The following is a 26,429-nucleotide window of genomic DNA, read 5'->3' as shown; positions in this document are numbered from 1 at the left end:
CTAGCACGCTGGGGGCGGAGAATCCAGTGCTGAGGCGAGGGTGCACATCCCCGCTTGGATTTCGGGCAATCTTGTTCTATTCTGTCTTTTGCCTTGAAACAAACCGCATTACGCCGGAGAATGAATGCCCGCCAATATTCTGGTTCTCGATGACGAGAAAAACTATCTGCTTATTTTGGAGTCCATCCTCGAAGACGAGGGGTACAAGGTCACGGCGCTGGGTGATCCGGAAATGGGACTGGCGTACCTGGAGGATTCCGAAGTGGACGTCATCCTCACGGATATGAAGATGCCGGGCATGACCGGGCAGGACGTGCTTGAGCACTGCAAGAAAAATTATCCGCAGATTCCGGTGCTGATCATGACCGCCTTCGGCTCCATCGAGGCCGCGGTGGAGGCCATGCGCATCGGCGCGTTTGATTACATCACCAAGCCGTTTGCCAACGAGGAGCTGCTGCTCTCCATTTCCAAGGCCGTGCAGTACTCGGCCACGCAGCAGGAAAATATCCGCCTGAAGCGCGAGATTCGCGACCGTTACTCCAAGGACAACATCATTGCGCGCGGCAAGGGCATGCAGCAGGTCCTGGATATGGTGGACCGGGCCGCGCCCTCCAAGTCCACGGTGCTCATTCTGGGCGAATCCGGTACTGGCAAGGAGCTGGTGGCGCGCGCCATTCATAACAGTTCGCCCCGTGCGGACCAGCCGTTCGTCACAGTGAACTGCATGGCGCTCAACCCCGGCGTGCTGGAGTCCGAGCTCTTCGGCCACGAGAAGGGCTCGTTCACCGGAGCCACGGCCATGCGCAAGGGCCGGTTCGAACAGGCGAACAAGGGCACGCTCTTTTTGGACGAGATAGGCGAGTTGACGCCTGAATTGCAGGTCAAGCTGCTGCGAGTGTTGCAGGAGCATCAGATAGAACGCGTGGGCGGCGCCGAGACCCTTGACGTGGATATCCGCATCGTGGCCGCAACCAACAAGAATTTGCAGGAAGCAGTGACCAAGGGCGAGTTCCGCGAAGACCTTTTTTACCGACTGAACGTGGTTTCCCTGTTCATGCCGCCCCTGCGTGAGCGGCGCGAAGACATTCCGCTGTTGGCCGCCCATTTTCTGGAAAAGTACACCAAGGAAAATCAGGTCACCATTTCCGGTTTCTCCGCTGCTGCCATGGATTACCTGTCGGCCTACGAGTGGCCGGGCAACGTCCGCCAGCTGGAGAATGTGGTGGAACGGTGCACGGTCCTGGCCCGATCCGACGTCATCCACGCCGACGACCTGCCGCCCGAGATCAAGGATGAGGAGGCCCAGTTCAAGTCTGCCGTGGATCTGCTGCCCAGCCAGCTCAATTTGGCGGAAACCATGGACAAGATTGAAGGCGCCCTGGTAAAGCGCGCCTTGGTCCACGCGGATTTCGTCCAGGTCAAGGCCGCCGAGATGCTCGGTCTGTCCAAGTCCAACCTGCAATACAAGCTTAAAAAGTACGATCTGACCGGCAAAGCCAAGTAGCCTCCCCAGTCAATCCCAATGCCTTTCCGGCTGAATCCGCGCAAACGGGTTCAGCCTTTTTTTGGGTTAATTGCGATCCGGAAGGCTGTTCAAAAGTGGTGAGATGCTGGGCGCGAAAGAAGTGCAAGGCCAAAGCGTACTTCCTGTACGCGAGGGTTTAAACTTTTCGCAGCATAACAATGTCATAAGATCTTGCACGGCTCGAAGACTCGCCAACAATTCACTTAACGCAGCGGATCGCCGCTTTTCAACAGCCTTCCTAGATGCGGTCGGCGAAGACGAGCCTTACCCCAAAACCGAGGAAGAGGGTGCCGGCCGCGCGTTTGATCCACGCCTTGTACCTGCCGCAGCCGTTTAAGAGGGCGGCGGTGCGGGCGGCGGTCCAGGCATAGGCCAGATTGATGAACAGGCTGTTGAAGTTGAAGACGATGCCGAGGAAAAGAAAGGAGAGGGACTTGCAGGGCGAGTCCGAGGCCACGAACTGGGGCAGGAAGGCGAGGAAGAAGAGCGCCACCTTGGGGTTGAGCGCGTTGGTAAGGAACCCCTTGGAATAGATGGAACGCAGGGAGCGTTCCTTGGCTTCGGCCTTTCCGGCGCCGTTGCCGCGAGCCGCCTCGCGCCACATGGCGATACCGATCCAGACCAGGTAGGCCGCGCCGATGAGCTTGACTATCATGAAGGCGGTGGCGGACGTGGCCAGGATGGCGGAGAGTCCGAGAGCGGCGGCCGCAATATGCACGAGGCAGCCTGTGTTGACGCCCAGGGCGGCCATGGCTCCGCATTTCCAGCCTCGGGATGCGCCCTGGCTGACGATATAGGCCACATCCTGGCCGGGGGTGATGTTGAGCAGCAATCCTGAGAGGATGAACAGCAGCAGGTCGTGAGTTCCGAACATGGGCGTCTCCTGTGCGCGTCCCGCCGTTGCGGATAACACGCTAAAATCGTCGGTGTCAGGCGTTCGGAATTACACCTGCCGGGCATGGTTGTCCATGGCGTGCATCACCCTCGGTGCGACTCTTTCGGGCTGCTCTCGAAACAGACACCGTTTCGGCCTTCCTGCTTGCATTGGTAAAGCCGCTTGTCCGCCCGTTCCAGGACGCTTTCAATCTTTTCGTCGGCTTTGGAGGTTGCGCAGCCAAAGGATGCGGTAACGCGGATGCGTGCGCCCGCATGGTCAAGCCAAGTGCTTTTTATCAGGGTGCACATGCGTTCGGCCACGCCGAAGAGGTCCCTGCTGCCGATGTTCGGGATGAAGATGACGAATTCGTCTCCGCCCCAGCGGCAGTGGATGTCCAGGGGCCGCAGGGCCGCGTTGATGGTCTTGGCCACCATGGTCAGCACCATGTCGCCCACGGCATGGCCCCAGGTGTCGTTGATGGCTTTGAAGTGATCGATATCCGCGAAGATGACGCCGAAAACACTGTTGTTGTCCCGCAGGTCACAGTTCAATTGGCGGATGGCGATATCCGCGTAGCGCCGGTTGCCCACGCCGGTGAGCGGGTCGGAGAGAACCTCCTGCCGCAACTCTTCCATTTCCTTCAGGACATTGATGCTCGGGGTACTGTCGGAAAATATCTCCACCGCGCCGATGATCTTGCCTGTTTCATCCCGCATGGGGGAGGAGCGGATAAAGAGGGGAACCCTGTGGCCGAGCTTGTGGTGCATGTAGATGTGCCCTTCATGCACCTCGCCGTCCCGCATGGCGGCGGCCATCGGACAGTTGGCTCCGCAAAGCTGGCGACCCCCCGCATCGACATGGCGCAGCAGGTTGTCCGAGCAGCAGTGACCGAGCACATCCTGCGCGCTGTAGCCGCTCAAACGTTCGGCCGCTTTGTTCCAATACTCCACTTCCTGGTCGAGATTCAGGAAGTAGATCCCCTCGGTGAGCGAATCCAGCAGCTGCTTGTAGAAGTTGTTGTCCATCCCCGCTCCATGTGACTTGTCTGTAACATGCCTTCTGTTCGACAATCCCGCAAGGAGAATGATTACTAATGTCTTAGAAAAAGTGCTGAACCGGTTGGTAGCATGGACAGATAAAGACAAATCAGGTTGTGGCGTATATTTTCTTTATCAAATAACGGGCGAATTATTGTATTGATACAGCTTCGCTGTAGCCACGATATACCGTCTTTGTTGATTCATCCATCACCTCCGTAGAGATGTCGATCTGATCTTTGAGCGGGTGTATGGTGGATTTTATTTCAGTTATCCCATGTTGGTCCAGAATGTGCTTTAATTCCAAAAAAGTCATATCCCCATGGAGTTCCTTCAACAGGCCGTTTTCTGTTGAAATTTTAATTCGCTTGAAGGTGCCGCCGATTATTCCTCCGCAGGAAATAGAGCATTTTGACGATTTGAGAATTCCATTTTCCATTAGATATTTTGATTCAAATAGAATGGATTCGGATAGTTTCTTTGTATGTAGTGCTGCGATTTGCTCGTTATGGGTGTTTTCATCTTTGAACGTCATTCGAAGTATATCTTCAAAACCGAATTTGCTTTCTGAAAGAGCAAGGACAGCGCCAACAAATGATGCCATATACGCGGCCTCAACGGAATTGTTCTTTATGTAAACGATATCCTTTTTGCTCTCCACTATGGCAATGATGTCTTCCTTGCTCAACGACGTCTTTTTGTCCGCATAAAAAAGCGCGAATGCGATTGCTATCGCAACGACCCAAAAAATGAATCCGTTTTTATTATACAGCGTGTTTATGAAGGGGAGCTTTTTCATTGCATCCTCGTATGACTGTCGTCCAATCTCGCGCGGGCTTGCGGAAATCGCCCGCAGGAGAATTGCGCGGGTGCCCCTACCTATAATTATTACACGATCTCCAGGAATGCCTCCAGACGGGTGCGCAGCTGTTCGGTGTCGGACTCGGAGTAGTCGGTTTCCACATGCAGGAACGGCAGGTCGAGCTGGTCCTCCACGTATTCGCGGATGATGGTCGATTCCGCGTTGTAGGTATGGCAGCCGAGCCAGGTCAGGTCGACAAGGGCGTCTGCTTTGTAGACCTCGGCCATCTCGCGCAGGGAGTCCAGGCGGTTGGGATTGGGAGTCATGCAGGAGCAGGGGATTTGCAGGTAGCGGCGGGCCAGGGCGGTCCAGGGGTCGCCGGTTTCGTCCGTGGTCAGGGAGATGCCCTTGAGTCCGGAACAGTTCTCCATGCAGACCACGCGCGCGCCCAGTTCTTCGGCGATGCGGATTACCTTTTCCGATCCCTTGCCCACCGGGCAGCCGGTCAGCAGGATGCGGGGGCCGGACTTGGCCACAATATCCGGCTGGGCCAGATAGGCTTGCAGGTCGGTGCGAAGAGCGGTCAGGTGCTTGAGATATTGGTCGGGATACACGGCAAAGCTCTTGCTCTCCTGCACGGACAGCATCTCGCGCCAGGTGAGGGGCGACCGGTCGTCCGTGATGAGCACGGACAGGGTGCCCAACTCCCTACAGATGGCGTTTTGCAGGACGATCTGTTCATGCAGGGCCTCTTCGGTCACGGCCGATCCACTCTGGGCAACGAGAAAGTCGGCCAGCCCGTGCAACGCTTGCAGCCAGTATTGCAGCGCCGCCCCGCCCTGCTGGGTATGGGGCAGATGCATGACGTGCAGGGGCTTGAGCCGTCCCATGAGCTCGTACATCTTCTTCTTGCCGTCGCAGGTTGTCTCGGCCACCAGCACGTCGGACGCGGCGAAGAACGGGCAAGTGTCGGTAACGCCGTATCCATAGCTCGACTTGATGAGCGGACACAGGCTGGGCGGCAGTTCCTTTTCGGCTTCCTTGATGGGTGTCTGTTTCTTGCCGCACAGACTAACGGCTGCCATCCCAGCCGCGCGCATGATCTCGCCTGGTGCATAGAGGCAGTAAACCCCGGCCACCTTTCGCCCCTGGTCTTTCCAGGTCTCCAGGTCGGCAAGGCTCAGTTCGGAAAAATTGACGAAATATCTGGTGTCCATGGCCCCTCCTCGGAAACGGCGCGGCGGTCGGGCAAAAGGTGATTTTTACAGTTCTGCACCTTGCCTATACGAGCAGGGCGGCTCCTGCAACTTTCTCCTTTTGCGCCCGGTCCCGCACCGTTTGCCGGCTTGGGGCTGCTGCTATTACAGCCGTTTCAGGGCATAGGCGCTCAGTTTGTCGCAATACTCCACCATGGAGTGGTCCTGAAACGCGGCCTTGCCGGTGCTGGCGATCATCCTCGGCGCTATGACAAACGAGGTCTTGAAGATGCTTGGGCTGGACAGCACCTGCAAATCCTTCAGATGGGAAGGGGCCGTCAGCAGTTTCATGTCGCCGTAGTGGGTATAGCCGCTGAAACGTTTTGCCAGCCATCTGGCTATGATCCTGGTCCCGTTGATGGGGATAAGCCGGATGCCCGCCAGCAGGATGGAGAATCCGCAGCCAAAGGGAATCCGGGCCACGCCGTCGGCCGCGTTGACGATGCGGTAGACCGGCGTCTTGATCTTTTCGAAGAATGCGTCGTCGCCGACCCTCGGGCCTCCGAAGGTATATGTCGCGCCAAGGCTGTCGTTGCAGATGTACCGGGTGGCCACCAGGGCCAGCGCCCCGCCCAGGGAGTGGCCGGTGATGTATATGGGCAGGTCCCCCGCCTTTTTGAGGTCCTCCTCCAGCAGTCCCGCAACGTGTTCATAGGCCTTCATGAAACCGGCGTGGACGTACCCGCCGCCCTCTGCCGGGACCAGGGAGGCCGAGAGGTCGGAGCGCAGATCGGTCAACGATGTCGGCTCCGTGCCCCGGAATACGATGACGAACATTCCGGCGAACCGCGTTTCCTCATTGGGGGCGATCTTGACGACCATGCATTCGGTCCCGGCTTCGGCGTGTGCATTGATCAGCTCGTATTTGTGCGTCTTGAGCACGGCCTCGGTGGGGCTTTCCCGGAGTTCGTTGGTGCTTGCGGCCAGCTCGGAGGTAATGGAGATCAGATCCCGCTTTGGGGCGTTTTTGTGGATGGCCTGGGTGAGGCGCTGGATGAGCGCTTCCAGTTCATACTCGTTGGGCAATCGTTCATACACCAGTCGGGAAAATTCAGCCATGATCCAGGCCGTGCGGTCGGAATAGGCCGCCCTCTTTATGGGAGGCGACTGCATCAGTTCAGGATGCTTGAAAAATTTTGGCATGGAAGCGCTCCTTCATGGTTGCGGATGAAACCTGCCGCCCAGGAAGGCCGGGCGATCTTGTCGAAGGGAATACACTTTAATCTATACAGCAAATTTGCCGAAAAACGTCAATCGAATATAAGTGACTTTTCGGCGGGAAATGAGGAGTGAATTTGGGGGAGGAAAGGGAAGCTTATTCCACCTGCCGGTCCATGCTCCGGTAATTGATGGCTTCGGCCAGATGCTCGGCGCAGATGGATTCCTGGCCGTCCAGGTCCGCTATGGTGCGGGAGATGCGCAGGATGCGGGTGTAGGCGCGGGCCGAGAGGCAGAGCTTCTCCACCGCGCTTTTCAGAAAATCGTGTTCGGCGTCGCTGAGGGCGCAAAACCGTTCCAGGGCCGCGCCTTCCAGGTCCGCGTTGGTCAGGATGGGCAGGTCGGCATAGCGCCGGGTCTGGATGTCCCGGGCCGTGCCGATGCGGGCGCGCATGGTGGCGGAATCCACGTCGCCCCGGCTCTTGCGCAGGTCCTTGTAGGGCACGGCCGGAACATCCACCTGGAGGTCGATGCGGTCCAGCAACGGGCCGGAAATGCGCGAGCGGTAGAGCTGCACCGCGCGCGGGGTGCAGGTGCACGGGTGTTCGCCGTCGGTCAGATACCCGCAGGGACAGGGATTCATGGCCGCGACCAGCATGATGTCGGCCGGGTATTTGAGGGAGACCAGGGAGCGGGAGATGGAGACCTCGCCGTCTTCCAGCGGCTGGCGCAGGACCTCCAGCACCGGCTTCTTGAATTCCGGCATTTCATCGAGAAAGAGCACACCCCGGTGGGCCAGGGAGACCTCGCCGGGCCGGGGATAGCGTCCACCGCCGATGAGTCCCACGTCCGAGATGGTGTGATGCGGCGTGCGGAACGGGCGGGTGACGACCAGGGCTCGCTCCTTGTCCAGCAGACCGGCAACGGAATAAATTTGCGTGACCTCCAGGGCTTCCTCGAAGCGCAGCGGGGGCAGCACCGTTGGGATGCGCTTGGCCAGCATGGTCTTGCCCGAACCGGGGGGGCCGATGAAGAGCAGATTATGCCCTCCGGCTGCCGCGATCTCGATGGCGCGCTTGGCGTGCTCCTGCCCCTTCACCTCGGCGAAGTCGATGGAAAAGCCGGTGCGCTCCCGCCAGAGGTCGTCCACGTCCACCGCTGCCGGGGCAACCTCCTCCTCGCCTTGGAGCATCCGCACCACCTGGCCGAGGTCCGTGGCGCCGATGACCGGAATGTCCTGGACCACCGCGCCCTCGCGTCCGTTGTCCGCCGGGACCACGATGCCCCGGCCGCCGTCGCGCCGTGCGGCCAAGGCCAGTGGTAGCACGCCTGGCACGGCCTTGAGTTCGCCCGAGAGGGAAAGCTCGCCCGCCATGTACCATCCCTGCGACTGCTCGGGCGCAAGCACGCCCATGGCCGTCAGGATGCCCACGGCCATCGGCAGGTCGTAGCCGCTGCCGCCCTTGCGCACGTCCGCCGGGGCCAGATTCACCGTGATGCGCGCGGGCGGCACTTTGTAGCCGCAGTTCTTGAGCGCGGAGAAGACCCGCTCCTTGGCCTCGCGCACCGCACCTTCGGCCAGCCCGACCATGGTAAAGGCGGGCATTCCGGAGCGGGAGAGATCTACTTCGAGACGGACGGTGAAGGCGTCGATGCCCATCAGGGCGGCGCAGGAAATGGTGGCGATCATGAATGTTCCTATTACTTTCAGATATTTCCGACACGTTATAGGTACTCGAAGTATTCTTCAAGCTGAACTATCGAATCGGGCATGATTAAAGCCAAATTGGCCAATGGGTTGCGGGTTCTAAAAGCCCCAGTTGACTTGACCAACCTAAAATGGTTACCATGATAACTATCAAAGGGGCCCACGACCTGAAAGGAGTGATTGTGTTTTTTCTGAAAGAACTACCGACCAAAGAAATGTTGGAGAGAATGCATGAACGCATTCCTGACCTGAATGTGGATACGGTTGACAGAGCCTTGAAGATGTTGCGTCAGGCAAGTGTATTATTGCGGGAAATCGAGAACTATTTTTCAAAGCACAACTTTTCTCAGTTGCGATTTTTGATACTCATGGTCATTTATCGAGAGGACAGGCCGCTTTTGATAAGTGAAATAATTAGCAGTATTGATGTATCCAAACCAGTTATGACGAGAACATTGACAAACCTTGAGGGCGAAAAATTCATTCGCATGGAGAAGCATCACAGGGATAAGCGCGCAAAGATCGTAGCGCTGACACCAGAGGGCGAAAATAAATTAATCCAAAGCCTGCCTGGATATTATTCGTTAATCAACAGGGTTATGGATGAGTGAACAAAGGCGTATGAATAAAATGAAATATGTCATTCGGCTTTGGTTTTGTGTCTGGCTTCTTGTCTCGTTGCTGAGCTTGATTATCCAGCACACAATACCCTCGACGCCACTGATGCTTAAAACTTTGATTGTTACTTTGATAATGGTGCCAGCCATGGTCTACCTGATTGTTCCAGCGCTGGAATCATCAGCCAAGAAATATGGTTCTTGAAAAAACATCAGTCCCCTAGGAAAAAAAGACAATGAATAACAACATCTTCGTTTTTGCCACGATCAGGCCAAAGGGTGAACACGCGCACGCTGCCCAAAATGCACTCCTGGGAATGCAGCCGGAAACCTGGAATGAAAAAGGGTGTGTTCAGTTTGAAATACACGAATCAGAGGATGGCACCTTAATCCACCTCTATGAGGAGTGGACAAGCAAAGAGGCTTTAAACAAGCACCATCAGGAAGCTCACACCAAGAAGGTTGCTAAAGATTTTGAGAGTTGGCTTTCAGGACCAACGACAGTTTCCATCATGAAGAAACTGTAAGCAATCATAATTGCATTGCCTTTGTATACGACAACAAGCTCGTAAAAGTATCACAACCTGAGCAGATTATGCCCTCCGGCTGCCGCGATCTCGATGGCGCGTTTGGCGTGCTCCTGCCCCTTCACCTCGGCGAAGTCGATGGAAAAGTCGGTGCGTTCCCGCCAGAGGTCGTCCACGTCCACCGCTGCCGGGACAACCTCCTCCTCGCCTTGGAGCATCCGCACCACTTGGCCGAGGTCCGTGGCGCCGATGACCGGAATGTCCTGGACCACCGCGCCCTCGCGTCCGTTGTCCGCCGGGACTACGATGCCCCGGCCGCCGTCGCGCCGTGCGGCCAAGGCCAGGGGTAGCACTCCGGGCACGGCCTTGAGTCCGCCCGAGAGGGCAAGCTCGCCCGCCATGTACCATCCTTGCGACTGCTCGGGCGGAACGGCTTTTATGGTGCAGTAATTTCATTAGTATGTCGGAAGCCATGGCGATGAATGTAGAGAAGTTGATATTCATTTTAAAGATGATAGGCAAGAGGCGCAGTTTGATTGACGATAGTGCTGTTTTCTGCCAAAAGGTAAAATGAGGAAAAATTGATATGTTTCTTCTTGGGCTTGATATACGCACACTGTCGTTCATCACCGTTCTGTTTGCGCTTGGCCTTGGGGCTGGGCTGCTGTCTTTCGGAATGGTGTATGATGCGTTTGCGGGCCTGAGGCGGGTCGGAGGCGGCTTGCTCCTGATAGGTTTTGCCTTCCTGGCCATAATCCTGCTGATGATCTCCACCCCCTTTGGGCTGGTGTGGATGGCTAACGAAATATTGCTGCAGAATCTGACTGGCGCTGCTCCCGCATGTCGCTATTGACGTGGCTCTTGAAACCGCAGAAAGACTGCGCCGGACCCTGGCCGGATGTTCGGGTGGCGAAGGGAATGATCTCCCTCCCTTTACCGTCAGTATCGGTGTGGCCGATTTGCAGCAGGCAGACACGGCCGAAGGCCTGCAGAAAAGGGCGGATGAGGCTCTTTATCGGGCCAAGGAAAACGGACGCGACAGGGTGGAAAGAGGATAGCCTTTTCAGACAGCTCTTCCGGGCTGGATTCCCCGTGCATTACCTGATAAATGGTCCCCAGAACGCAAATATTCCGTGGAGGCCTCATGCGGACGTTGATAGCCATTCTGATTATGCTCATGCTTTGTACCACTGCCCTGGCCATGGGGTCCAAGCCGGATACGCCGCCGACCGGAGATGCCGCAGCGGAAGGCGCTGCTCCCGCATCGGACGAGACCGCCGCCAAGTCTGACGATGGCGCGGCTTTGGCTACAGACCCGGCCCAGGCAGACAAGGATGCCGCTGCCGATAAAAAAGCACCGGCTCCGGCGGATGCGCAGACAACAGACGATTCGGGCGTCCCGGTGGTGGAGACCAATCCCCAGCCTGATCCGGACGGGCCGGTCGGGGAACTGCACATGACGGACGGCAATGTCTACGAAATCCTGGCCCTGCCCAAAATCGGAAAGTTCTATCTTTATCTGAACGGCAAGCTCAACGGCCGTACCTCAACGGTCATCAGCCCCACCCGCATGGCGGATGTCAGACGCTGGGTCGGTATTTCCCAGGACGGCCCCGGGCAATTCACCGTGGTCACACGCGACAAGAAACAGTTTCAGTTTACCGACGCGCATCTGTACATCGGCAGTATCAAGTCGGATATCTTCTCTTTTCTGATTACGGACCCCGTCTCCTACGACAACGTGGTCAAGACCGTGAAGAAAACCGACGTGAAGGTCATCACGTTCAAGTAGATGTTCCCCGGGCCGAATCCGCGAAGAAATAATCGCTTCCTCTTGACCGCTAGAGTTTTTCTAGATAAGTCTTCGATAAGTCATGGTTGCCCATTTTGCTTTGGTTCACAGAGCTGACGATGGGTGACGATATCAAGAAGGAGGACTGCGTGATACGGCTCGCCTTCGGTTCCGCTCCAAGGATACGTTCGGTACGGCTCGGCCTGTCCGTCCATACCTTCGGCTCGATTCCCCCACGGCACATTGCCGGCTTGCAAGGCCGACCCCGGCTTCGTGTCAGGCTGCTCGCGGGGACCTCCCGCTTCCCGGAACCGGCACGGCCGCACGCGGACGCCAAGTATGGAAGACGCATACACACATAAGGATCTTGCCGAACTCTGTTCGGTTTCCGAGACCACCATTAAAAGCTACCGGCGCAAGTTCCCCGGTTTCATTCCTGTTTTGACGCAGGGCAAGCCCATCCGGTTCCGCAAGGAAGCGGGAGAGGTCTGCCTTGCCATTCGCGACTGCTTTGCCAAGGGCATGTCCGTCAAGGAAACGCTGGCCGCCCTCAAGGAACGTTTTACGCCAGAGGCGCCGCCCGAACGGTCGCCCTTCAGCCCCAGGCCCGCAGTGGCAACCGGCGGCGGCTCTTCCGTCTCCTCCGCCCAGCTGGACAAATTTTTCGAAACAGCCGGGCGCATGATGCAGGGCATGGCCGCCCTGGCAACGGCCCAGGCCAAGTCCGAGCGGCGCATGGAAAAGGTCGAGTCGGCCCTGAATCGGTTGCTCGAACAGGAAGTGCGGAACAACGAAATCTTTTCGCAAACTCTCGATCAGCTCGGGAGCCCCGCTCCGGATACCCCCCACAGACCGACGTCTACCGGGGACGGGGCTCCCGCGCCGGAGAAAATGCGCGCCCGCAAGATCGTCAATGTCCGGGGCAGCGGCGGCGAGGTCAATTCCTACGCCCTGGAAAAGGACGACGCGGAACCGGAACAGCCGCAGCCGACAACGCCGGAACCCACGCAACCGGAGCCGGTACAGCCCAACCCGGCGGCAAGTATGGTGCAGCCGCCCGAAGACCTGCTGGCCATGCCCATCGTCATCCGTACCGAGCATGGCGAGTTTCTGGGGATGCCCGGTCGCCTGTCGCTGGCCGGTTTTGTCGAGGCCTTGGTGCGCGATGCCGAGGAGAGGGGCGCGTCCCTGTCCCGTTGGGAACAGGAAAACAATGCCTGGGTGTACATCGTCGAGGTGCCGGGCGGCAGTTCGCACACGCTTTGTTTCATGGCAACCACCACGCCGCGCGGCAACAGCGTGGCTCTGCTGGACCGGTTGGTCGTGGATGGCCGTGTAGCCACCCCCCGTTTCCTTCAGGAGTTTTTCCGCCAAATAAAAGATCGCATCTAGCAGGCTGTCGAGAAACGGTGATCTGCGTCGCCAAGGGAATTGTAGGCGAGGCCTAGAGCCGTACAAGACATTACTGACATTACTATGCGGCAAAGAGTTCAGGCTCGCGGGTACAGAACGTACCCGAGAGCCTGAACTTTTTTTGTGCCCGGCATTTCTTCACGTTTGAACAGCCTGCGATTTGTGCGGGGTGCGCTTGCTCTCCCTCATTTGCATTTTCTGTCTTGATCTTTCCGGTTTTCCTCTTTGCCACTCATGGGAGATTCGTGCCGTTCACCGGTTGAGGTGGGCGGGTAAACGGTTCTTTTACCGTTCACCCCGTGGATTTCCACCGTTCACCTAAAATTGATCCCACCTGTGTGCGCTTCCCGGTAGTGATGACTCACCGGCGGAACCGGCAGTTGTTCCGGCGATGAGAGAGAACCCCCCGAGGAGAATGGACATGAGCGAAGAGAAAAAGATCGAGAGCATGCAGAAAGAGGGACAGATATTTCAGCCCGGCGGTCCGGATCAGGCTCAGGCTTGGGTGAAGAGCATGGACGACTACGAGGCGATCCACAAGCGCGCCCTGGAAGATCCCGAGGGATACTGGGGCGAGCGGGCCCGTGAGCTGGTCACCTGGTTCAAGGATTTCGATACCGTACTGGAAGCGGACTACGACAAGCCCGAGTTCAAGTGGTTCACGGGTGGCACCACCAATGTGTCGTACAACTGCCTGGACCGTCACCTGACCGACGGCCGCCGCAACAAGGCCGCGCTCATCTGGCAGGGCGAGCCCGAGGAAGATACCCGGGTCTACACCTACCAGATGCTCCACACCGAGGTCTGCCGCTTCGCCAATGTGCTCAAGAAAAAAGGCGTGAAGCGTGGCGACCGCGTTTCCCTCTACATGCCCATGATTCCGGAGCTGGCCATCGCCATGCTGGCCTGTACCCGTCTGGGCGCTGCCCATTCCATTGTCTTTGCCGGATTCTCCTCCATCGCGCTCCAGTCGCGCATAGAGGATGCCGAGGCGCGCATCGTGGTCACCGCCGACGCCGTGCTGCGCGCCGGCAAGACCATTCCCCTGAAGCCCAACGCGGACGAGGCCCTCAAGGACTGCCCCAGCGTGGAGCAGTGCATTGTGGTGAGGCGCGGCGGCAACGAAGTTGAGATGGTCGAGGGGCGGGACTGCTGGTGGCATGACGAAATGGCTGCCGAAGATATCTCCAGCGACTGCCCCTGCGAGGAGATGGAGGCCGAGGACCCGTTGTTCATCCTCTACACCTCCGGCTCCACGGGCAAGCCCAAGGGCGTGCTCCACACCACCGGCGGCTACCTGACCTATGCGGCCCACTCCACCCAGTACGTGTTCGACGTCAAGGACGACGACGTCTACTGGTGCACGGCCGATGTCGGCTGGATCACCGGCCACTCCTATATCGTCTACGGCCCGCTGGCCCTGGGTGCCACCTCGGTCATGTTCGAGGGCGTGCCCAGTTATCCCAAGCCGGACCGTTTCTGGCAGATAGTGGACAAGTTCAAGGTCAATATTTTTTACACCGCGCCCACGGTCATCCGCGCCCTGATGCGCGAGGGCGAGGAGTGGACCAAACACTATGATCTCTCCAGCCTGCGCGTCCTCGGCTCGGTGGGCGAGCCTATCAATCCCGAGGCCTGGATGTGGTATCATCAGAACGTCGGCGGCGGAAAGCTGCCCATCGTGGATACCTGGTGGCAGACCGAGACCGGCGGCATCATGATTTCGGCCCTGCCGTACGCCACGCCGCTCAAGCCCGGCTCCGCCACCCGCGCCCTGCCCGGCATCTCGGCCAAGATCGTCCGGCGTGACGGCACGCCCTGTGCTCCCAACGAGGGCGGCCACCTCATCGTGGATAAGCCCTGGCCCGGCATGTTGCGCAATGTCTGGGGCAACCAGGAGCGGTACAAGTCCACCTATTTCGCCGGATTCCCCGGAGCCTACGAGGCGGGCGACGGCGCGAGGGTGGATGACGACGGCTATTTCTGGATCATGGGGCGGCTCGACGACGTCATCAACGTCTCCGGCCATCGCATGGGCACGGCGGAGATCGAGTCCGCCCTGGTGGCGCATCCCCTGGTCTCCGAGGCCGCCGTTGTCGGTATGCCGCATGAGATCAAGGGCGAGACCATCTATGCCTACGTCACCCTCAAGTCTGGTGAAGAGCCGACCGACGAAACGGTCAAGGAACTCAAGGTGTGGGTGCGCAAGGAGATAGGTCCCATCGCCACCCCGGAGTTCATCCAGTTCGCGGACGGCCTGCCCAAGACGCGGTCCGGCAAGATCATGCGCCGCGTGCTGCGCAAGATCGTCGAAGGCTCCTCCGACTTCGGCGATACCTCCACCCTGGCCGATCCGGGCGTGGTCACCGATTTGGTAGAAGGCAACCGGGAGTTGGTCGCCTAGCGTCAACGTTTTCCCTCCCCGGTTCATGAAAAGTGCGAGCCCCCGCAACCCGTTGCGGGGGCTTCTGCTTATTTCGGGTTTCGGGTAAGACGGACGAAACCAAATGACGGAGCGCATCATGATTCGGGAAATTCCCAACCCTTATGCCGACGGCCATTGCTTTTTCTGCGGCCCGGCCAACCCGGCCAGTCTCAAACTGACCTTCTTTTATGACGACGAAGCCGATCTGACCTTTACCGACTATACGCCGGAATCCCGCTTTTGCGGTCGGGATGGCGTTTTGCACGGAGGTATTCAGATGGCCCTGCTCGACGAAATCATGTGGTGGTCGGCTTATGCCTCCACCGGAGAGGAGTGCGCCGTCACCGCCGGGGCGCGCTTTCATTTTCTGCGTCCGGTTCCGGTGGAGGTCCCGCTCCGTCTTGAGTGTTCGGTCAAGTCTCGCGAAGGAGCGTCCATCAATTTGACGGGCCGCATCTTGAACGCGGCAGGCAAGGTCTGCACTGCCGTGCGGGGTGAGTACCGGGTGGTCTCGCCGGAAAAATTGAAGCTTGCAAACGGAAGCGGGGCGGGGGGTGCGTCGTGAGCACTCCCTTCTTTTCCGTCATCGTTCCCACGCATGATCGACCCGCTGAACTTGTCCGTTGCCTGAAGAGTCTGGCCCGGCAAACCTGGACTGATTTTGAGGTCGTGGTGGTCAATGACGGCGAGATAGACGTGTCCGGGATTGTGAAGGCCTCCGGGCTGGAGCGGGCGGCATTGCTGTGCACCGCCGGGCATACCGGCCCCTCGGCCGCGCGTAATGCCGGGCTTGCGGCCGCGTCCGGCCGGATGGTGGCCTATCTGGATGACGACGATATTTTTCGGCCCGATCATCTGGAGCGGCACGCTGAGGTGTATGTCGCGCAGCCGGAAACGCGCGTGGTTTATTCCGACGCCGAACGGATTTCAACGCCGGGAGGAACCGTTGACGTTCCCTATTCCAGCGATTTTGATGCCGACGCCTTGATGATCGAGAACTACATCCCGATCATCTGCCTGACACATGGGCGTGACTGCCTGGATGAGGTAGGACTTTTCGAGCCTTCCCTGCACTATCTGGAAGACTGGGATTTGTTCATTCGCCTCTCCCTTAGGTGGCCGTTTGTCCATATCCCGGAAGTCACCGCCGCCTTTTTTGAGGACGGCTCGGGCGCCAATGTGCGCGAGCAGTATGCGGACCGCTTTGTGGAGAGCATGAACACGGTCTATGCGCGGTCCAACGCGCTGTTGGCCGATGATCCTGTCCGGCTGTCACGGATAAACGATCTGCGCCTGTGCCGCGTGGCCCGGATGACCTACAGCACCGGGAAAATGTGTGAAGAGGCGGGCGATCTGGACCGTGCCGCCAGTGCGTACGATCTGGCAATCAAATATGACCCCAGATCGGAATACTATCTTGCCCTGGCACGGATGCTTCGCGCCAGGGGAGACAGGATCGGTGCCCTGACCGCCATACAGACGGCGGAACACCTCCGTGCCATGGAGCAGGAGGGCGGCGAGGCGGAGTAGCCCGCGTCAGCGTTCCATGCAGAACCGGGCAAAGGCCTTCAGCAACCCGGTGGATTCCGGGGTAGGGCGGACGGCCGCCTCGACCTGCTTCGGGTCCTGTCCCATCTTTTTTACCTTGTCCGCCTGGTTCAGCACGTACATCCGGCTGGCATCCGCATCGAATTCCGGGTGGAACTGCACGCCCCAGGTACATTCCCCCACGCGAAAGGCCTGGTGGGCGTCGTGATCGCTATGGGCCAGGAGCACTGCGTCCGGCGGCAGCTCCAGCGCGGATTGCGAGTGGGTGACGTGGGCCGCGAAGGGATTGGGCAGCGCTGAGAAGAGCGGGTCATCCCCAGCCTTCGGCGTCAGTGTGATCGGGACCGTGCCGATCTCCGGTCCCTTGGGATGATATCCGGCCTTGCCGCCCAGGGCATGGGCCAGGAGCTGGTGGCCGAAGCAGATGCCGAAGATCGGAAGCCCTGCGCCTGCCGCTTCGGCAAGCCATCGTGCCGAGGTCTCTATCCAGGGCAGATCATCGGTGACCATGTCGTGGGAGCCGGTGACGGCTATGCCCGCGAACCGGCCCGGTTTGGGCAGGATTGCGCCGGTGCGGACGTCCACGCAGGTCCACTGGCCGGGGGCCAGCCCCATGCGCCGGGCTGTCCAGTGCTCGAAATCCTCGTGCTTCGCCGCATATTCGTCAAAGGTTCCGCCGGTCTTTACGATGAGAAACGGTTTAGTCATATATGTAGAGATGTGGATTGGTTGAAGGGTTGCAAGGTGTGTCATCGTGTCCCAAGCTGATCGGCCTGTCAACGGTCCGGCTTGAGTCTGCCGCACCCATGCGGTATGCTTTGAAGTGAGGAGGGAGTGTTATGCGCCGGATCAACATTGCACGCCGTCATTCGCGCCGCGAGTTTTTGCGGGCCGGAGGTCTTGCTGCCCTTGGGCTGGCCGCCGGACCGGCCATGTGGGGCTGCGCCAAAAATCCAGTCACGGGCCAGAGCCAGTTCATGCTGGTCAGCCGGGAGGAGGAGATCGCCATGGACAAGCAGGCGTCTCCGCACCAGCTCTCTGCCGACTATGGGCAGACAAAGGACCTTTCCCTCAACAACTATGTGTCCGGGGTGGGAAAATCCCTGGCCGCGGTGAGCCACCGGCCGGACATGCCCTATTCCTTTCATGTGGTGAACGCCAACTACGTCAATGCCTATGCTTTCCCGGGCGGGACCGTGGCCTGTACGCGCGGCATTTTGCTTGGTGTGGAGAGCGAGGCCGAGCTGGCCGGACTGCTGGGGCACGAGGTTGGTCACGTCAATGCCCGGCATACGGCCTCGCGCATGTCGTCGCAGATGGTGGTCGGCGGTTTGGCCGGCCTGGGCGGCGCCGTGGTAGGTGCCAAGTATGGCAAGACCTGGGGGGCGCTGGCAGGCGGATTGGGCGGCTTCGGCGCCGGAGCGCTTCTTGCCTCCTACAGTCGGGATGATGAGCGGGAGGCCGATGCCCTGGGCATGGAGTACATGACCCGCGACGGCTACAATCCCGAGGGCATGGTGGCGCTCATGAACATGCTTAACGAGCAGCACGACAGCCAGCCGAGCGCGGTGGAGGCCATGTTCGCCTCACACCCCATGAGCAGCGAACGGCTGGGCACGGCGCGCAAACAGGCTGCCGGAAAATACGCCTCGGCCCACAACTATCCCCTGCATCGGGAACGGTACATGGACAACACCGTCGGGCTGCGCAAGCTGGGACCAGCCATCAAGGATATGCAGGCCGGGGAAAAGCTGATGAACAAGCAGAAATACGATGAGGCCAGGACCTCTTTTGCCTCGGCCCTCAAGAAGGCCCCTGGCGACTATGCCGGGCTGTTGCTGATGACCAAATGCTGCATTGCCCGGAAAAAGTATGACGAGGGCCGCTCCTATGCGTTGAAGGCCCGGCAGACGAATCCGCTTGAACCCCAGGCCATGCAGCTCGCCGGAGTGCTCCAGCTTAAGGCCGAAAAGTTCGACGCCGCCTACGAGGATTTCGCCGCCTACGACAAGGCCCTGCCGGGCAATCCCTACCTCAGTTTCTACAAGGGCTACTGTCAGGAGGGCATGGGGCATCGTCCTGAGGCCGCGCAGGAATATGTGCGCTTCCTCAATCAGGTCAACCAGGGCGATCAGGCCAAATACGCCTACTACAAGCTGGTGGAATGGGGGTATGTCCGGGGCGAGGCTGCGCCGCAGGCCGATCCGTTTGCCGGGCTGGTCTAGGAACAGGGAGGACGGATACCATGCCGGAAGCGATTATTTGCCCCGGAGAGCGGGGAGATTACGCCGATATTCTGGAAGTTTGGGAGGCGTCGGTTCGGGCCACGCACCATTTCCTTTCCGAGGCGGACATCCTGTTCTTCCGGCCGTTGGTCCAGAATGAATGTCTGCCCGCCGTCGATCTGTTCTGTGCCAGGGATGGGCAGGGCGAATTGCTCGGCTTTATCGGTGTGGCCGGGCAAAAGATCGAGATGCTGTTCCTTCGCCCGGAGAGTTTCGGTTGCGGGCTGGGAAAACAGCTGCTGCTGTACGCCGTGCGTGAGCTGGGTGCGCGGGAAGTGGACGTCAACGAGCAGAATCCGGGAGCGGTCGGGTTTTACGAACATATGGGATTTTCGGTGGCGGCCCGTTCCCCGCTGGACGGCATGGGCAAGCCGTTTCCCCTCCTGCATCTGCGGCTTGAGGGCAACGGCTAGAAGTCGAACCGATGTCCCTTTCCGCGCGGTTGCTTTTTCCCGCCCTTGTCCGGGCCAGGGGAGTCCGGCAGGGAGTCCAGATCAAAGGCCTTGCCGCCTGATCCCGTCGCCGTTCTTTTCTTCAGGCCGGAGTCGTTTTTCATCGCGTCAAGGTCCAGGCCCGGTGATGCGTCCTGTTCGTCCTCCCTTTCCCGGCCTCGTCTGGGGCGGGGGGCGGAGACCCGGTCTTCGGCGTCCTTGAGCCGTTTTCGGGCGGTCTGGTTTTCCGGGTCCAGTTTCAGGACATGGCGCAGGTAGGGCACGGCGTCGTCGAACTGGCGCAGGTCCAGGTAGAGGGAGCCGATGTTCAGGGCCGCGCCCACACTGCCGACGTAGAAATTCGGGTCCAGGGCCAGAGCCTGCTCAAAGCTCTTGAGTCCTTTCATCCGCTCCTCGCCCTCCCAGTAGGCCAGTCCCATGTTGTAATGGACCACGGGATCGTCCGGGGCAATGGTCAGCGCCCGCTGGTAGACGTCCACGGCTTCCTGCCACTTGCCTTCGCCGCGCAGGATGATGCCCAGCCTGTTGAAATGCACGAGGTCGTCGCGCCCCAGCACGCGCTTGTTGTCGATGACGCGGTTCAGATATTTCACGGCCAGGTTTGGGGCCTGCGGGGCCACGGCGTCCACGATGCGTTCGGTCAGGTCCCCCACATGGCTCAGGAGTTCGCGCTCGGCCACCTCCATACTGCGGTCCAGGTATGCCTCGGCCTTTTCCGCGTCTCCCTGGCGCAGGTGTTGCTCCGCGATGTCGATCTTGCGTTCCGGGTTGAGCGGTGAGATCTCGTCCAGCTGTTCCAGATAGCCGAGGGCCTTTTCGTCATCCATGCCGTTGAAGGCCCGGGCCAGCTTGATGAGCGGCTCCATGTAGATGGGGCGCGACTCATGGGCGGCCATGTACGCCTGGACGGCCTTGTCCGTGTCGCCGATGCCGGTAAGCGCGTCGCCGCGCATGACCAGCCCTCGGGCAGAGTCGGGACTGAGGACCAGGATGCGGTCCGTGGCCTCCAGGGCTTTGTAAAAATCGCCGCCTGCCAGGAGCCTGTCGCACCGCTCCATCTGCTTTCTGAGTTCGCCGGGTGGGCTGATGGACATTGCCATTTCCTCGATGGCCCGGTCCGCGGACGCGGGCTTGACCAGCACGCGGCTGATGCCGAGTTCGAAGAAATAGGCCACGGTTTCCTGCGTGGCTTCCCAGGTGAGTACTACCACCAGACAGGCCGGGAATTCCCGCTTGAGGCGGATCAGGAAATCCGTGCTTGGATGATTCTCTATCCTTCGCTCCACAAAGACGAGGCAGGGAGTGCCCTGGTCACGCAGCTCCAGGCATTTCTCCAGGGCATGGCCCTCATGCGTGAAGGAAAAGAGGATCTCCCCCTTGAACCCGATGAGACGTAAGAGGATGTTGCGCAGGGAGCGGATAAAGGTGACGTCGTCCGAGAGACAAACCACGGCCCCGCCTTGCTCGGCGAGGAATCGATGGATGATGTGGTCGTATTGTCCCGGCATGCGGTCGCCTCCGTGGGAGCGCGGGGAGTCCCCGACATGTGTTGCGGCTTCAGGCCCATCCTACCCGTCGCCGCTGAATATGGTCAAGGCGGCTATGGCTATCTGCTCCTGATGCCTTCCACCTTTTTGCGGGCCAGGTCGTGGCCGGGCTTGAGCCGCAATGCGTTTTCGAAAAAGGGCAGGGCCTCGTCCATGCGTCGCAGGTCGTAGAAGATGGCCCCTATATTCATGGAGGCGGGGACGCTTTTCCGGTAGAACTCCGGATTGATCTTGAGGGCGTTTTCCAGGCATTTCGCTGCCTGACGCAAATCGCCGCCGTCAAACCAGGCCATGGCCATGTTGTAGTGCAGCCCCTCGTCGTCCGGGGCAATTTCCAGGGCGCGCGCGTAGTTGTCTATGGCTTCCCGCCATTTCCCCTGGCCACGCAAGGCGATGCCCAGCTTGTTGAAAATGGCGATATCGTCCTTGCTCAGGGTGTCCGCCTTGGTCTCCAGGAGCTTGCCCAGGTATTTTTCGGACAGGCCCGGCGATGCCTTGCCGACTGCGTCGGAAATCCGTTCCGCCACCGATCCGACATGGGCCATGGCCTCGCGCGTGGCCGATTCAATGGCCTGATCGAAATATTTTTCGGCCATGTCCATTTTATTCTGGCGCAGGTAGACCTCGCCGATATCCGTCTTGCGCTCCGTGTTCAGCGGGCTGAGGCGGTCCAGCTTCTTGAGGTATTTGAGGCGTTCCTCTTCATTCACCCCTTCGTAGGCCACGGCCAGTTTCTTGAGCGGTTCCAGGTAGAGATGGGAGCTCTCGTGCGCTTTGAGGTAGCACTCAATGGCCTTGTCCCGGCGGTCCTGCTCCAGCAAAACGTCGCCACGCAGCATGAGCCCGGCGGGGGAGTTCGGCTTGAGTTTCAGGATCTTGTCGCAGATAGCCAGGGTTTCCTTGAATTTTCCGGCTGCGAGCAGCCGCTGGCCCAGCCCCATGAGCTCGCTCAGCTTGCCTTGCGGTTTGATGGTGAAGGCCAGCTTTTCGATGATGTTGTTCATGGACGCCGGTTTGGAGATGACGTTGTTCACGCCGATCTCGTAAAAATAGGCGATGTTTTCGCGGCGTGTTTCACCCACCAGGACAATGATTTTGAGGTCCGGCAGCAGTTTCTTGAGGGTGATGATGGTATCCGTGCTCGGCCTGCCATCCAGCATACGCTCTATGAATACGGTGCAATCGATCCGCGCCGTGTGGAAATCCCTGAGTTTCTTGAGCCCGGCCGGGACGTTTTCGAATGTGGACAGGCAGTCGCGCTTGGTCCCGATGGTCTTGAGAATGGTGGCCGACAGCGTGCGTTTGAACAGCTGGTCTGCGCTGATGAGGACCACCATCCCACCGCGTTTTTCAAAGTAATCGTAAACTATGGAATCGTATTTTTTGTCAGCCATATTCTCCCCTGAATAATCATTTGGGTGAGGCCAGTCTTTCAGGTTGCCTTCACTCTAATGTAGAATGAAGCAAAATGTATTTATAAACTGACCCTCTCTCTTTACGGATGAAATCCGTAATTGGTCACATTTTAATTGTTTCGCCCACTCTCGGCAGCAGTACTCTCAGGCCATTTTGTCGTTCCGCCATTGCCAGAATATCAGCCTGACTTTTTGGCGGACCTGACGCTGTATGTGAACCAGCGCCAGGGTGGAGGCGCCGCGTCTCGCGGGGGAAATCAACGACAATGGCTATGGTGCTGTGGCCCGGCTTTCCGGCCCTAGCGAAAAAGCTTCGTGCCCCACCAGCGGACAGCCTCTGGCCTGGGCGCGGGCTTCCGGGGTGGAGCGAGCGTCGCCGGAATAGAAGAACGTCCCGCCTGGCCCTTTCACGCGGACGGCCGGATTCGGCACGGCGTGTTCATTGGCGGAAAAGTGTGGGGTAAATGGTCCAAGGCGCTGTTCCCCATCCGGCTTGCACGTGACGTAGCTAATGGGAAATTGCGTTTTGTCAAGCGTATTCGGAGAGGCCAGGCATTATAATTATGAAACGAGGTAATCCACTCCCCGAGTGCCCCATCACCGTGAGTGGACGGAGGGCAGCCTTCCTCCATGAAACGGGTAAGCGGAATGGGCAGGCCGAACGGGTGGTTGGCATGATAGTGGGGAAGACAGACAGCGCCGGCGATCCGTTGCCGGGCCGTTGCCAGAAAGCGTACGGGGCGGAGAACCCGCAATCGAGCCGCAGCGAGGTCTCACCGGATTCTACAAGGAGGCTGGTGTTCGGCAGTGTCTCGTCGAACGATTCTCCCACCCCCACAAAGGTGATGCGCAGGGCCCTGGGGCGCTCCTAGCTTTCCACGTCGGTGAACTTGGCCGCGATGATGGAGGCATCGTCCGGACCGGCCTGGACCTCCAGGGGTTTGGAGCTGCCGTGGCAGCGGAACCCTTCCGGCCCGTGGGAGATGTATCCGGCCGAAAGCACCTTGGTGTAGGGCATCTGTTCGCGCATCTCCTGGTGGTCGATGCGATTGGGGAAAATGATGGGAATGGGCACGCCGGAAAAGTCTTCGAACATGATGTATTTCATAGTGGTCTCCAGGTTTCGCTGATGCGCGTCAGGATAGTGGGTTTGGCGTGTCAGATCAACCATTGCCTGAACCCCTTCCGCAGGATACAACACCGCCCATGGATACACCCCGCAAGATCGGTGTCTGGCAGACCGCCTTTTTGGGCGACGCCGTGCTCACCCTGCCGCTGTTGCGTGCCCTGAATCTCCGTTTTCCCGACGCCGAGGTCCATTTCTTCGTGCGCAGCGGGCTGGAGCCGTTGTTTTCGGCACAGCCCGGCATTGCCTCGGTGCACGGGTTCGACAAGCGGGGCGCGCAGCACTCCCTGCCCGCCGCCGTTCGGTACGGCCGGGAGCTTGGCCGGGAAGGATTCGACCTGTGGATCGGGACCCACAAGAGTTCCCGCTCCGCTCTGGTTGCCTGGGCTACCGGCGTCTCCCGCCGTATCGGATACAATGCCCCCTGGTTCAACCGGATCGCCTACACCGAGACCGTGGACAGGCTGTTTGACGAACTGGATGAGATAGAGCGGCTCTTCCAGCTGCTGGCACCGCTGGGGATAACCACGCCTGCGCCCGAGACCCGGCTGGTTGTGCCGGAAAAGGCCCGTGCGGCTGCCGAATCCTTCTGGACGGAGCATATGGGCGGGGAGCCTGTTCTCGGCATACATCCCGGTTCCACCTGGCCCACCAAGTGCTGGCCTGTGGAATATTTCGGCGAGGTGGCCCGCCGTGCGGCCGAGGCTGGGGTGCGGGTGCTGGTCTTCGGCGGTCCGGGCGAGGAGTCCGTGGCCGCCAGGGTGGTGGCCTCGGCTGGTGGCGGTCCCGCCATTACCGATCTTTCCGGCAAGCTCTCGCTGCCCGAGCTGGCCGCCTGGCTGGGGCGGTGCGATGCCTGCCTGACCAATGATTCCGGTCCCATGCATCTGGCCTGGATTCAGGATACGCCTCTGGTTGCCGTTTTTGGCCCCACGGTGCGTTCACTTGGCTTTTTCCCGCGCGGCGCGGCCTCCACTGTCATGGAAATTCCCTTGGACTGTCGTCCCTGCGGCCTGCATGGCCCTCGCAAATGTCCCTTGGATCATCATCGTTGTATGCGCGATCTCGGGCCGGAAGGCGTCTGGGAGGCGTTGCGGGGCAAGCTCGGTCTTTGATTCACCGTGAAAATGGTGTAGATTGGGCGGTAAAACAAGGAGAGGCCCATGCTCTGGTTCCATCCTGTGTTGATGACACTCACAGTCTTGGTGATGATATATGCCGCCTACCTCGGGGTTGAGCGGTTTTTGTCCCGTCATCTGGGCATGCGCACGCAGTTTTTGTGGAAGCGTCACGTCTTGTGGGGCAACGCGGCCATCGGCCTCATGCTGCTGGGATTCTTCGGCGGCCTGGGCACTGCCCGGCTTGCCTGGGGTATCAACTTCATTACCGGCGATCATTACGAGATGGCTCTGTCCATGATGCCGCTTCTCGCGGCGGGGTGGCTGTCCGGCAACTACATGGACCGGCGCAAGGCGGCACGGACCGTGCTGCCCCTGCTGCATGGGGCCTGCAACCTGCTTTTGCTGGCCCTGGCCCTGTACCAGTTCACCACGGGCTGGGACGTCATCCGCAATTTCGTACTGTAAGGCCATGAGCGACGGACGGAACGAATTCGACATGTTCGGGGGCGCCCCCGGCATCAAGCCGCTGACCAGCGAGGTGGCGCCCTGTGTGGGGTGCGGCTGGTGCTGCCTGACCGACCCCTGCCAGGAATCCCACCGGCGGTACGGTTATGTGCGCCGCTGCCCGGATCTGCGGTGGGACGCGGCGCAGGGACGGTATCTGTGCGGCCTGATGCTCGACCCGGAGCAGGGGCCGGAGGTTCGTCGCTCCCAGCATGAGGGGCAGGGATGCTATGCCCCGCTTAACGGCTGGCGCAACGATGTGCGCAATCGGGACGGCGAGGGGAAGGGATAAGTCCTGACCTTCCGAAATAGTGTGCTCCGTATCCTGAAAGCGTCTTATTCACTTCGGTCCTGCCTGTCTCCCGCCGCATGCCCGTCATGCTCTGTTGCGAATTCCACCTTGCACCCTCCGCCGCGTTTGGCGCGGTACATGGCTTCATCTGCTGCCTGGATGATCGTTTCCATGTTGTTCCCGTCAGTCGGGTAGAAGGCAATGCCGATACTCACGCATACGGCCAGTTCTTCTTCCATCCAATAGATTGGTTCGGATATGACTTCGGCCAGGGCGTTGCCAACGGTTCGCGCGTCTTCGCGCCGCTTAATGTCGGCCAGCATGACGATGAATTCATCCCCGCCGAAACGGGCGGCCCGGTCACTCTCGCGGATGCGCTTCCGGATCCGCTCGGCCGTCGTCGTCAGTACCTTGTCTCCGGCGATGTGTCCGTAGGTGTCGTTGATATCCTTGAACCCGTCCAGGTCGATGAAGAGAAGGGCGACCTTTGAGCCGTTGCGTCGGGCTCGGGCCAATGCCACCTGGCCGTGTTCCAGGAAGAGTGTCCTGCCCGTCAGACCGGTCAGTTCGTCGTGCAGGGCGTTTTCCCGGATAGCGGTGTCCCGCATTTTGCGTTCATGCTCTTCCAAGGCTTCGGTCACAACCCGCCTCAGTTCATCCGGATCGACCGGCTTGAGCATGAACTTGAACACGCCGCCTGAATTGATCGCGCGCTGGGCGATCTCAAGATCTCCATGGCCGGTGAGCATGATGCGCACGGTCTCCGGGATTTCCAGCCGTGCGGCTCTGAGCAGGCCGACACCGTCCATGCCCGGCATTCGCATGTCGGATATGACCACTGCGTAGCGTCCGTTTCGCAATTTATCCAGGGCTTGGCTGGAATTCGATTCCTTTTCCACATCAAAACCGCGCAGCGAGAGCGCAAGTGCGTCCAGCAAGTTGGTATCGTCGTCCACGAGGAGGATTTTACGCATGAGGTCTCCGCTGAAATCAGTCAGGTCG

General features: G+C 59.4%; 27 protein-coding genes. 15 read left to right on the top strand and 12 right to left on the bottom strand.

Annotation, left to right across the window (positions count from 1 at the left end; all coding sequences use genetic code 11):
* Positions 1 to 124 precede the first annotated feature (124 nt).
* Positions 125 to 1,504 carry a sigma-54-dependent transcriptional regulator gene (locus ACI0FG_RS15425; RefSeq protein ID WP_419785892.1) on the top strand — a complete coding sequence of 460 codons (1,380 nt, stop codon included), beginning with the start codon at positions 125 to 127 and terminating at the stop codon, positions 1,502 to 1,504.
* 259 nt (positions 1,505 to 1,763) lie between these two features.
* Here ACI0FG_RS15425 and ACI0FG_RS15420 read toward each other — a convergent pair whose 3' ends face one another.
* The 6 genes from ACI0FG_RS15420 to ACI0FG_RS15395 form a co-directional block, all read right to left on the bottom strand.
* Positions 1,764 to 2,399, bottom strand: a complete 636-nt coding sequence (locus ACI0FG_RS15420) for a LysE family translocator (protein ID WP_419785891.1) — start codon at positions 2,397 to 2,399, stop codon at positions 1,764 to 1,766.
* Positions 2,400 to 2,503: 104 nt separating this feature from the next.
* Positions 2,504 to 3,427, bottom strand: coding sequence for a sensor domain-containing diguanylate cyclase (locus tag ACI0FG_RS15415; RefSeq protein ID WP_419785890.1), 924 nt, complete (start codon positions 3,425 to 3,427; stop codon positions 2,504 to 2,506).
* A gap of 163 nt (positions 3,428 to 3,590) precedes the next feature.
* Positions 3,591 to 4,238 (bottom strand): hypothetical protein, encoded by a 648-nt coding sequence (locus tag ACI0FG_RS15410; RefSeq protein WP_419785889.1) that lies wholly within the window; start codon positions 4,236 to 4,238, stop codon positions 3,591 to 3,593.
* Between the two features lie 89 nt (positions 4,239 to 4,327).
* Complete coding sequence (locus ACI0FG_RS15405) at positions 4,328 to 5,458, bottom strand: double-cubane-cluster-containing anaerobic reductase (protein ID WP_419785888.1); 1,131 nt, start codon at positions 5,456 to 5,458, stop codon at positions 4,328 to 4,330.
* 144 nt (positions 5,459 to 5,602) lie between these two features.
* Entirely contained in the window at positions 5,603 to 6,640 is a 1,038-nt protein-coding gene (locus ACI0FG_RS15400; RefSeq protein ID WP_419785887.1) for a lipase family protein, read from the bottom strand.
* A 172-nt stretch (positions 6,641 to 6,812) separates the two neighbouring features.
* Positions 6,813 to 8,345 carry a YifB family Mg chelatase-like AAA ATPase gene (locus ACI0FG_RS15395; protein WP_419785886.1) on the bottom strand — a complete coding sequence of 511 codons (1,533 nt, stop codon included), beginning with the start codon at positions 8,343 to 8,345 and terminating at the stop codon, positions 6,813 to 6,815.
* Between the two features lie 200 nt (positions 8,346 to 8,545).
* Between ACI0FG_RS15395 and ACI0FG_RS15390 the strand changes: the two genes are divergently transcribed.
* Positions 8,546 to 8,974, top strand: coding sequence for a MarR family transcriptional regulator (locus ACI0FG_RS15390; RefSeq protein WP_419785885.1), 429 nt, complete (start codon positions 8,546 to 8,548; stop codon positions 8,972 to 8,974).
* 242 nt (positions 8,975 to 9,216) lie between these two features.
* Positions 9,217 to 9,507, top strand: coding sequence for a putative quinol monooxygenase (locus ACI0FG_RS15385; RefSeq protein ID WP_419785884.1), 291 nt, complete (start codon positions 9,217 to 9,219; stop codon positions 9,505 to 9,507).
* A 50-nt stretch (positions 9,508 to 9,557) separates the two neighbouring features.
* On the opposite strand, the gene ACI0FG_RS15380 is transcribed toward ACI0FG_RS15385, so the two are convergent.
* On the bottom strand, positions 9,558 to 9,947 hold the full coding sequence (locus tag ACI0FG_RS15380; protein WP_419788403.1) for a magnesium chelatase domain-containing protein: 390 nt from the start codon (positions 9,945 to 9,947) through the stop codon (positions 9,558 to 9,560).
* A 146-nt stretch (positions 9,948 to 10,093) separates the two neighbouring features.
* Between ACI0FG_RS15380 and ACI0FG_RS15375 the strand changes: the two genes are divergently transcribed.
* From ACI0FG_RS15375 to ACI0FG_RS15345, 7 genes are all read left to right on the top strand, one after another.
* Positions 10,094 to 10,360 carry a hypothetical protein gene (locus ACI0FG_RS15375; RefSeq protein ID WP_419785883.1) on the top strand — a complete coding sequence of 89 codons (267 nt, stop codon included), beginning with the start codon at positions 10,094 to 10,096 and terminating at the stop codon, positions 10,358 to 10,360.
* A gap of 1 nt (position 10,361) precedes the next feature.
* Positions 10,362 to 10,565, top strand: a complete 204-nt coding sequence (locus ACI0FG_RS15370; RefSeq protein WP_419785882.1) for a diguanylate cyclase domain-containing protein — start codon at positions 10,362 to 10,364, stop codon at positions 10,563 to 10,565.
* An 86-nt stretch (positions 10,566 to 10,651) separates the two neighbouring features.
* A complete protein-coding gene (locus tag ACI0FG_RS15365) occupies positions 10,652 to 11,299 on the top strand; it encodes a hypothetical protein (protein ID WP_419785881.1) in 648 nt (215 codons plus the stop codon).
* Positions 11,300 to 11,638: 339 nt separating this feature from the next.
* Positions 11,639 to 12,691: a helix-turn-helix domain-containing protein gene (locus tag ACI0FG_RS15360; RefSeq protein ID WP_419785880.1), complete on the top strand. Its 1,053-nt coding sequence runs from the start codon at positions 11,639 to 11,641 to the stop codon at positions 12,689 to 12,691.
* 442 nt (positions 12,692 to 13,133) lie between these two features.
* Entirely contained in the window at positions 13,134 to 15,116 is a 1,983-nt protein-coding gene (gene acs / locus ACI0FG_RS15355; RefSeq protein WP_419785879.1) for an acetate--CoA ligase, read from the top strand.
* 118 nt (positions 15,117 to 15,234) lie between these two features.
* Positions 15,235 to 15,702, top strand: coding sequence for a PaaI family thioesterase (locus tag ACI0FG_RS15350; RefSeq protein WP_419785878.1), 468 nt, complete (start codon positions 15,235 to 15,237; stop codon positions 15,700 to 15,702).
* Positions 15,699 to 16,667: a glycosyltransferase gene (locus tag ACI0FG_RS15345; protein WP_419785877.1), complete on the top strand. Its 969-nt coding sequence runs from the start codon at positions 15,699 to 15,701 to the stop codon at positions 16,665 to 16,667. The genes ACI0FG_RS15350 and ACI0FG_RS15345 overlap by 4 nt, the downstream gene beginning before the upstream one ends.
* 6 nt (positions 16,668 to 16,673) lie before the next feature.
* On the opposite strand, the gene ACI0FG_RS15340 is transcribed toward ACI0FG_RS15345, so the two are convergent.
* The gene (locus ACI0FG_RS15340; RefSeq protein WP_419785876.1) at positions 16,674 to 17,393 is read right to left on the bottom strand and encodes a glutamine amidotransferase; all 720 of its coding nucleotides are present in this window, start codon (positions 17,391 to 17,393) and stop codon (positions 16,674 to 16,676) included.
* A gap of 131 nt (positions 17,394 to 17,524) precedes the next feature.
* On the opposite strand from ACI0FG_RS15340, the gene ACI0FG_RS15335 reads away from it, so the two are divergent.
* Together ACI0FG_RS15335 and ACI0FG_RS15330 are read left to right on the top strand one after the other, a co-directional pair.
* The gene (locus ACI0FG_RS15335; protein WP_419785875.1) at positions 17,525 to 18,910 is read left to right on the top strand and encodes a M48 family metalloprotease; all 1,386 of its coding nucleotides are present in this window, start codon (positions 17,525 to 17,527) and stop codon (positions 18,908 to 18,910) included.
* 20 nt (positions 18,911 to 18,930) lie between these two features.
* Entirely contained in the window at positions 18,931 to 19,383 is a 453-nt protein-coding gene (locus tag ACI0FG_RS15330; protein WP_419785874.1) for a GNAT family N-acetyltransferase, read from the top strand.
* Here the strand turns inward: ACI0FG_RS15330 and ACI0FG_RS15325 are convergent.
* The 3 genes from ACI0FG_RS15325 to ACI0FG_RS15315 form a co-directional block, all read right to left on the bottom strand.
* Positions 19,380 to 20,930 (bottom strand): tetratricopeptide repeat protein, encoded by a 1,551-nt coding sequence (locus ACI0FG_RS15325; protein ID WP_419785873.1) that lies wholly within the window; start codon positions 20,928 to 20,930, stop codon positions 19,380 to 19,382. The genes ACI0FG_RS15330 and ACI0FG_RS15325 overlap by 4 nt on opposite strands.
* A 98-nt stretch (positions 20,931 to 21,028) precedes the next feature.
* Positions 21,029 to 22,363, bottom strand: a complete 1,335-nt coding sequence (locus tag ACI0FG_RS15320; RefSeq protein ID WP_419785872.1) for a tetratricopeptide repeat protein — start codon at positions 22,361 to 22,363, stop codon at positions 21,029 to 21,031.
* A gap of 889 nt (positions 22,364 to 23,252) precedes the next feature.
* Positions 23,253 to 23,492 carry a hypothetical protein gene (locus ACI0FG_RS15315; protein WP_419785871.1) on the bottom strand — a complete coding sequence of 80 codons (240 nt, stop codon included), beginning with the start codon at positions 23,490 to 23,492 and terminating at the stop codon, positions 23,253 to 23,255.
* Between the two features lie 98 nt (positions 23,493 to 23,590).
* Here ACI0FG_RS15315 and waaF point away from each other — a divergent pair, with 98 nt between their 5' ends.
* The 3 genes from waaF to ACI0FG_RS15300 are packed head-to-tail and all read left to right on the top strand — an operon-like array spanning position 23,591 to position 25,427.
* Complete coding sequence (waaF, locus tag ACI0FG_RS15310) at positions 23,591 to 24,625, top strand: lipopolysaccharide heptosyltransferase II (protein WP_419785870.1); 1,035 nt, start codon at positions 23,591 to 23,593, stop codon at positions 24,623 to 24,625.
* A 48-nt stretch (positions 24,626 to 24,673) separates the two neighbouring features.
* A complete protein-coding gene (locus ACI0FG_RS15305; RefSeq protein ID WP_419785869.1) occupies positions 24,674 to 25,096 on the top strand; it encodes a DUF4079 family protein in 423 nt (140 codons plus the stop codon).
* 31 nt (positions 25,097 to 25,127) lie between these two features.
* Positions 25,128 to 25,427 (top strand): hypothetical protein, encoded by a 300-nt coding sequence (locus ACI0FG_RS15300; RefSeq protein WP_419788402.1) that lies wholly within the window; start codon positions 25,128 to 25,130, stop codon positions 25,425 to 25,427.
* A gap of 44 nt (positions 25,428 to 25,471) precedes the next feature.
* Here ACI0FG_RS15300 and ACI0FG_RS15295 read toward each other — a convergent pair whose 3' ends face one another.
* Complete coding sequence (locus ACI0FG_RS15295; protein WP_419785868.1) at positions 25,472 to 26,401, bottom strand: GGDEF domain-containing response regulator; 930 nt, start codon at positions 26,399 to 26,401, stop codon at positions 25,472 to 25,474.
* Positions 26,402 to 26,429 lie beyond the last annotated feature (28 nt).

The sequence above is a fragment of the Pseudodesulfovibrio sp. 7M6 genome, assembly GCF_050058625.1.
In the GTDB taxonomy this organism is placed as follows: Bacteria; Desulfobacterota; Desulfovibrionia; order Desulfovibrionales; family Desulfovibrionaceae; genus Pseudodesulfovibrio; species Pseudodesulfovibrio salinus.
The sequence above is the reverse complement of the archived record's forward strand: the minus strand, read 5'-3'. Positions and strand labels throughout refer to the sequence as shown.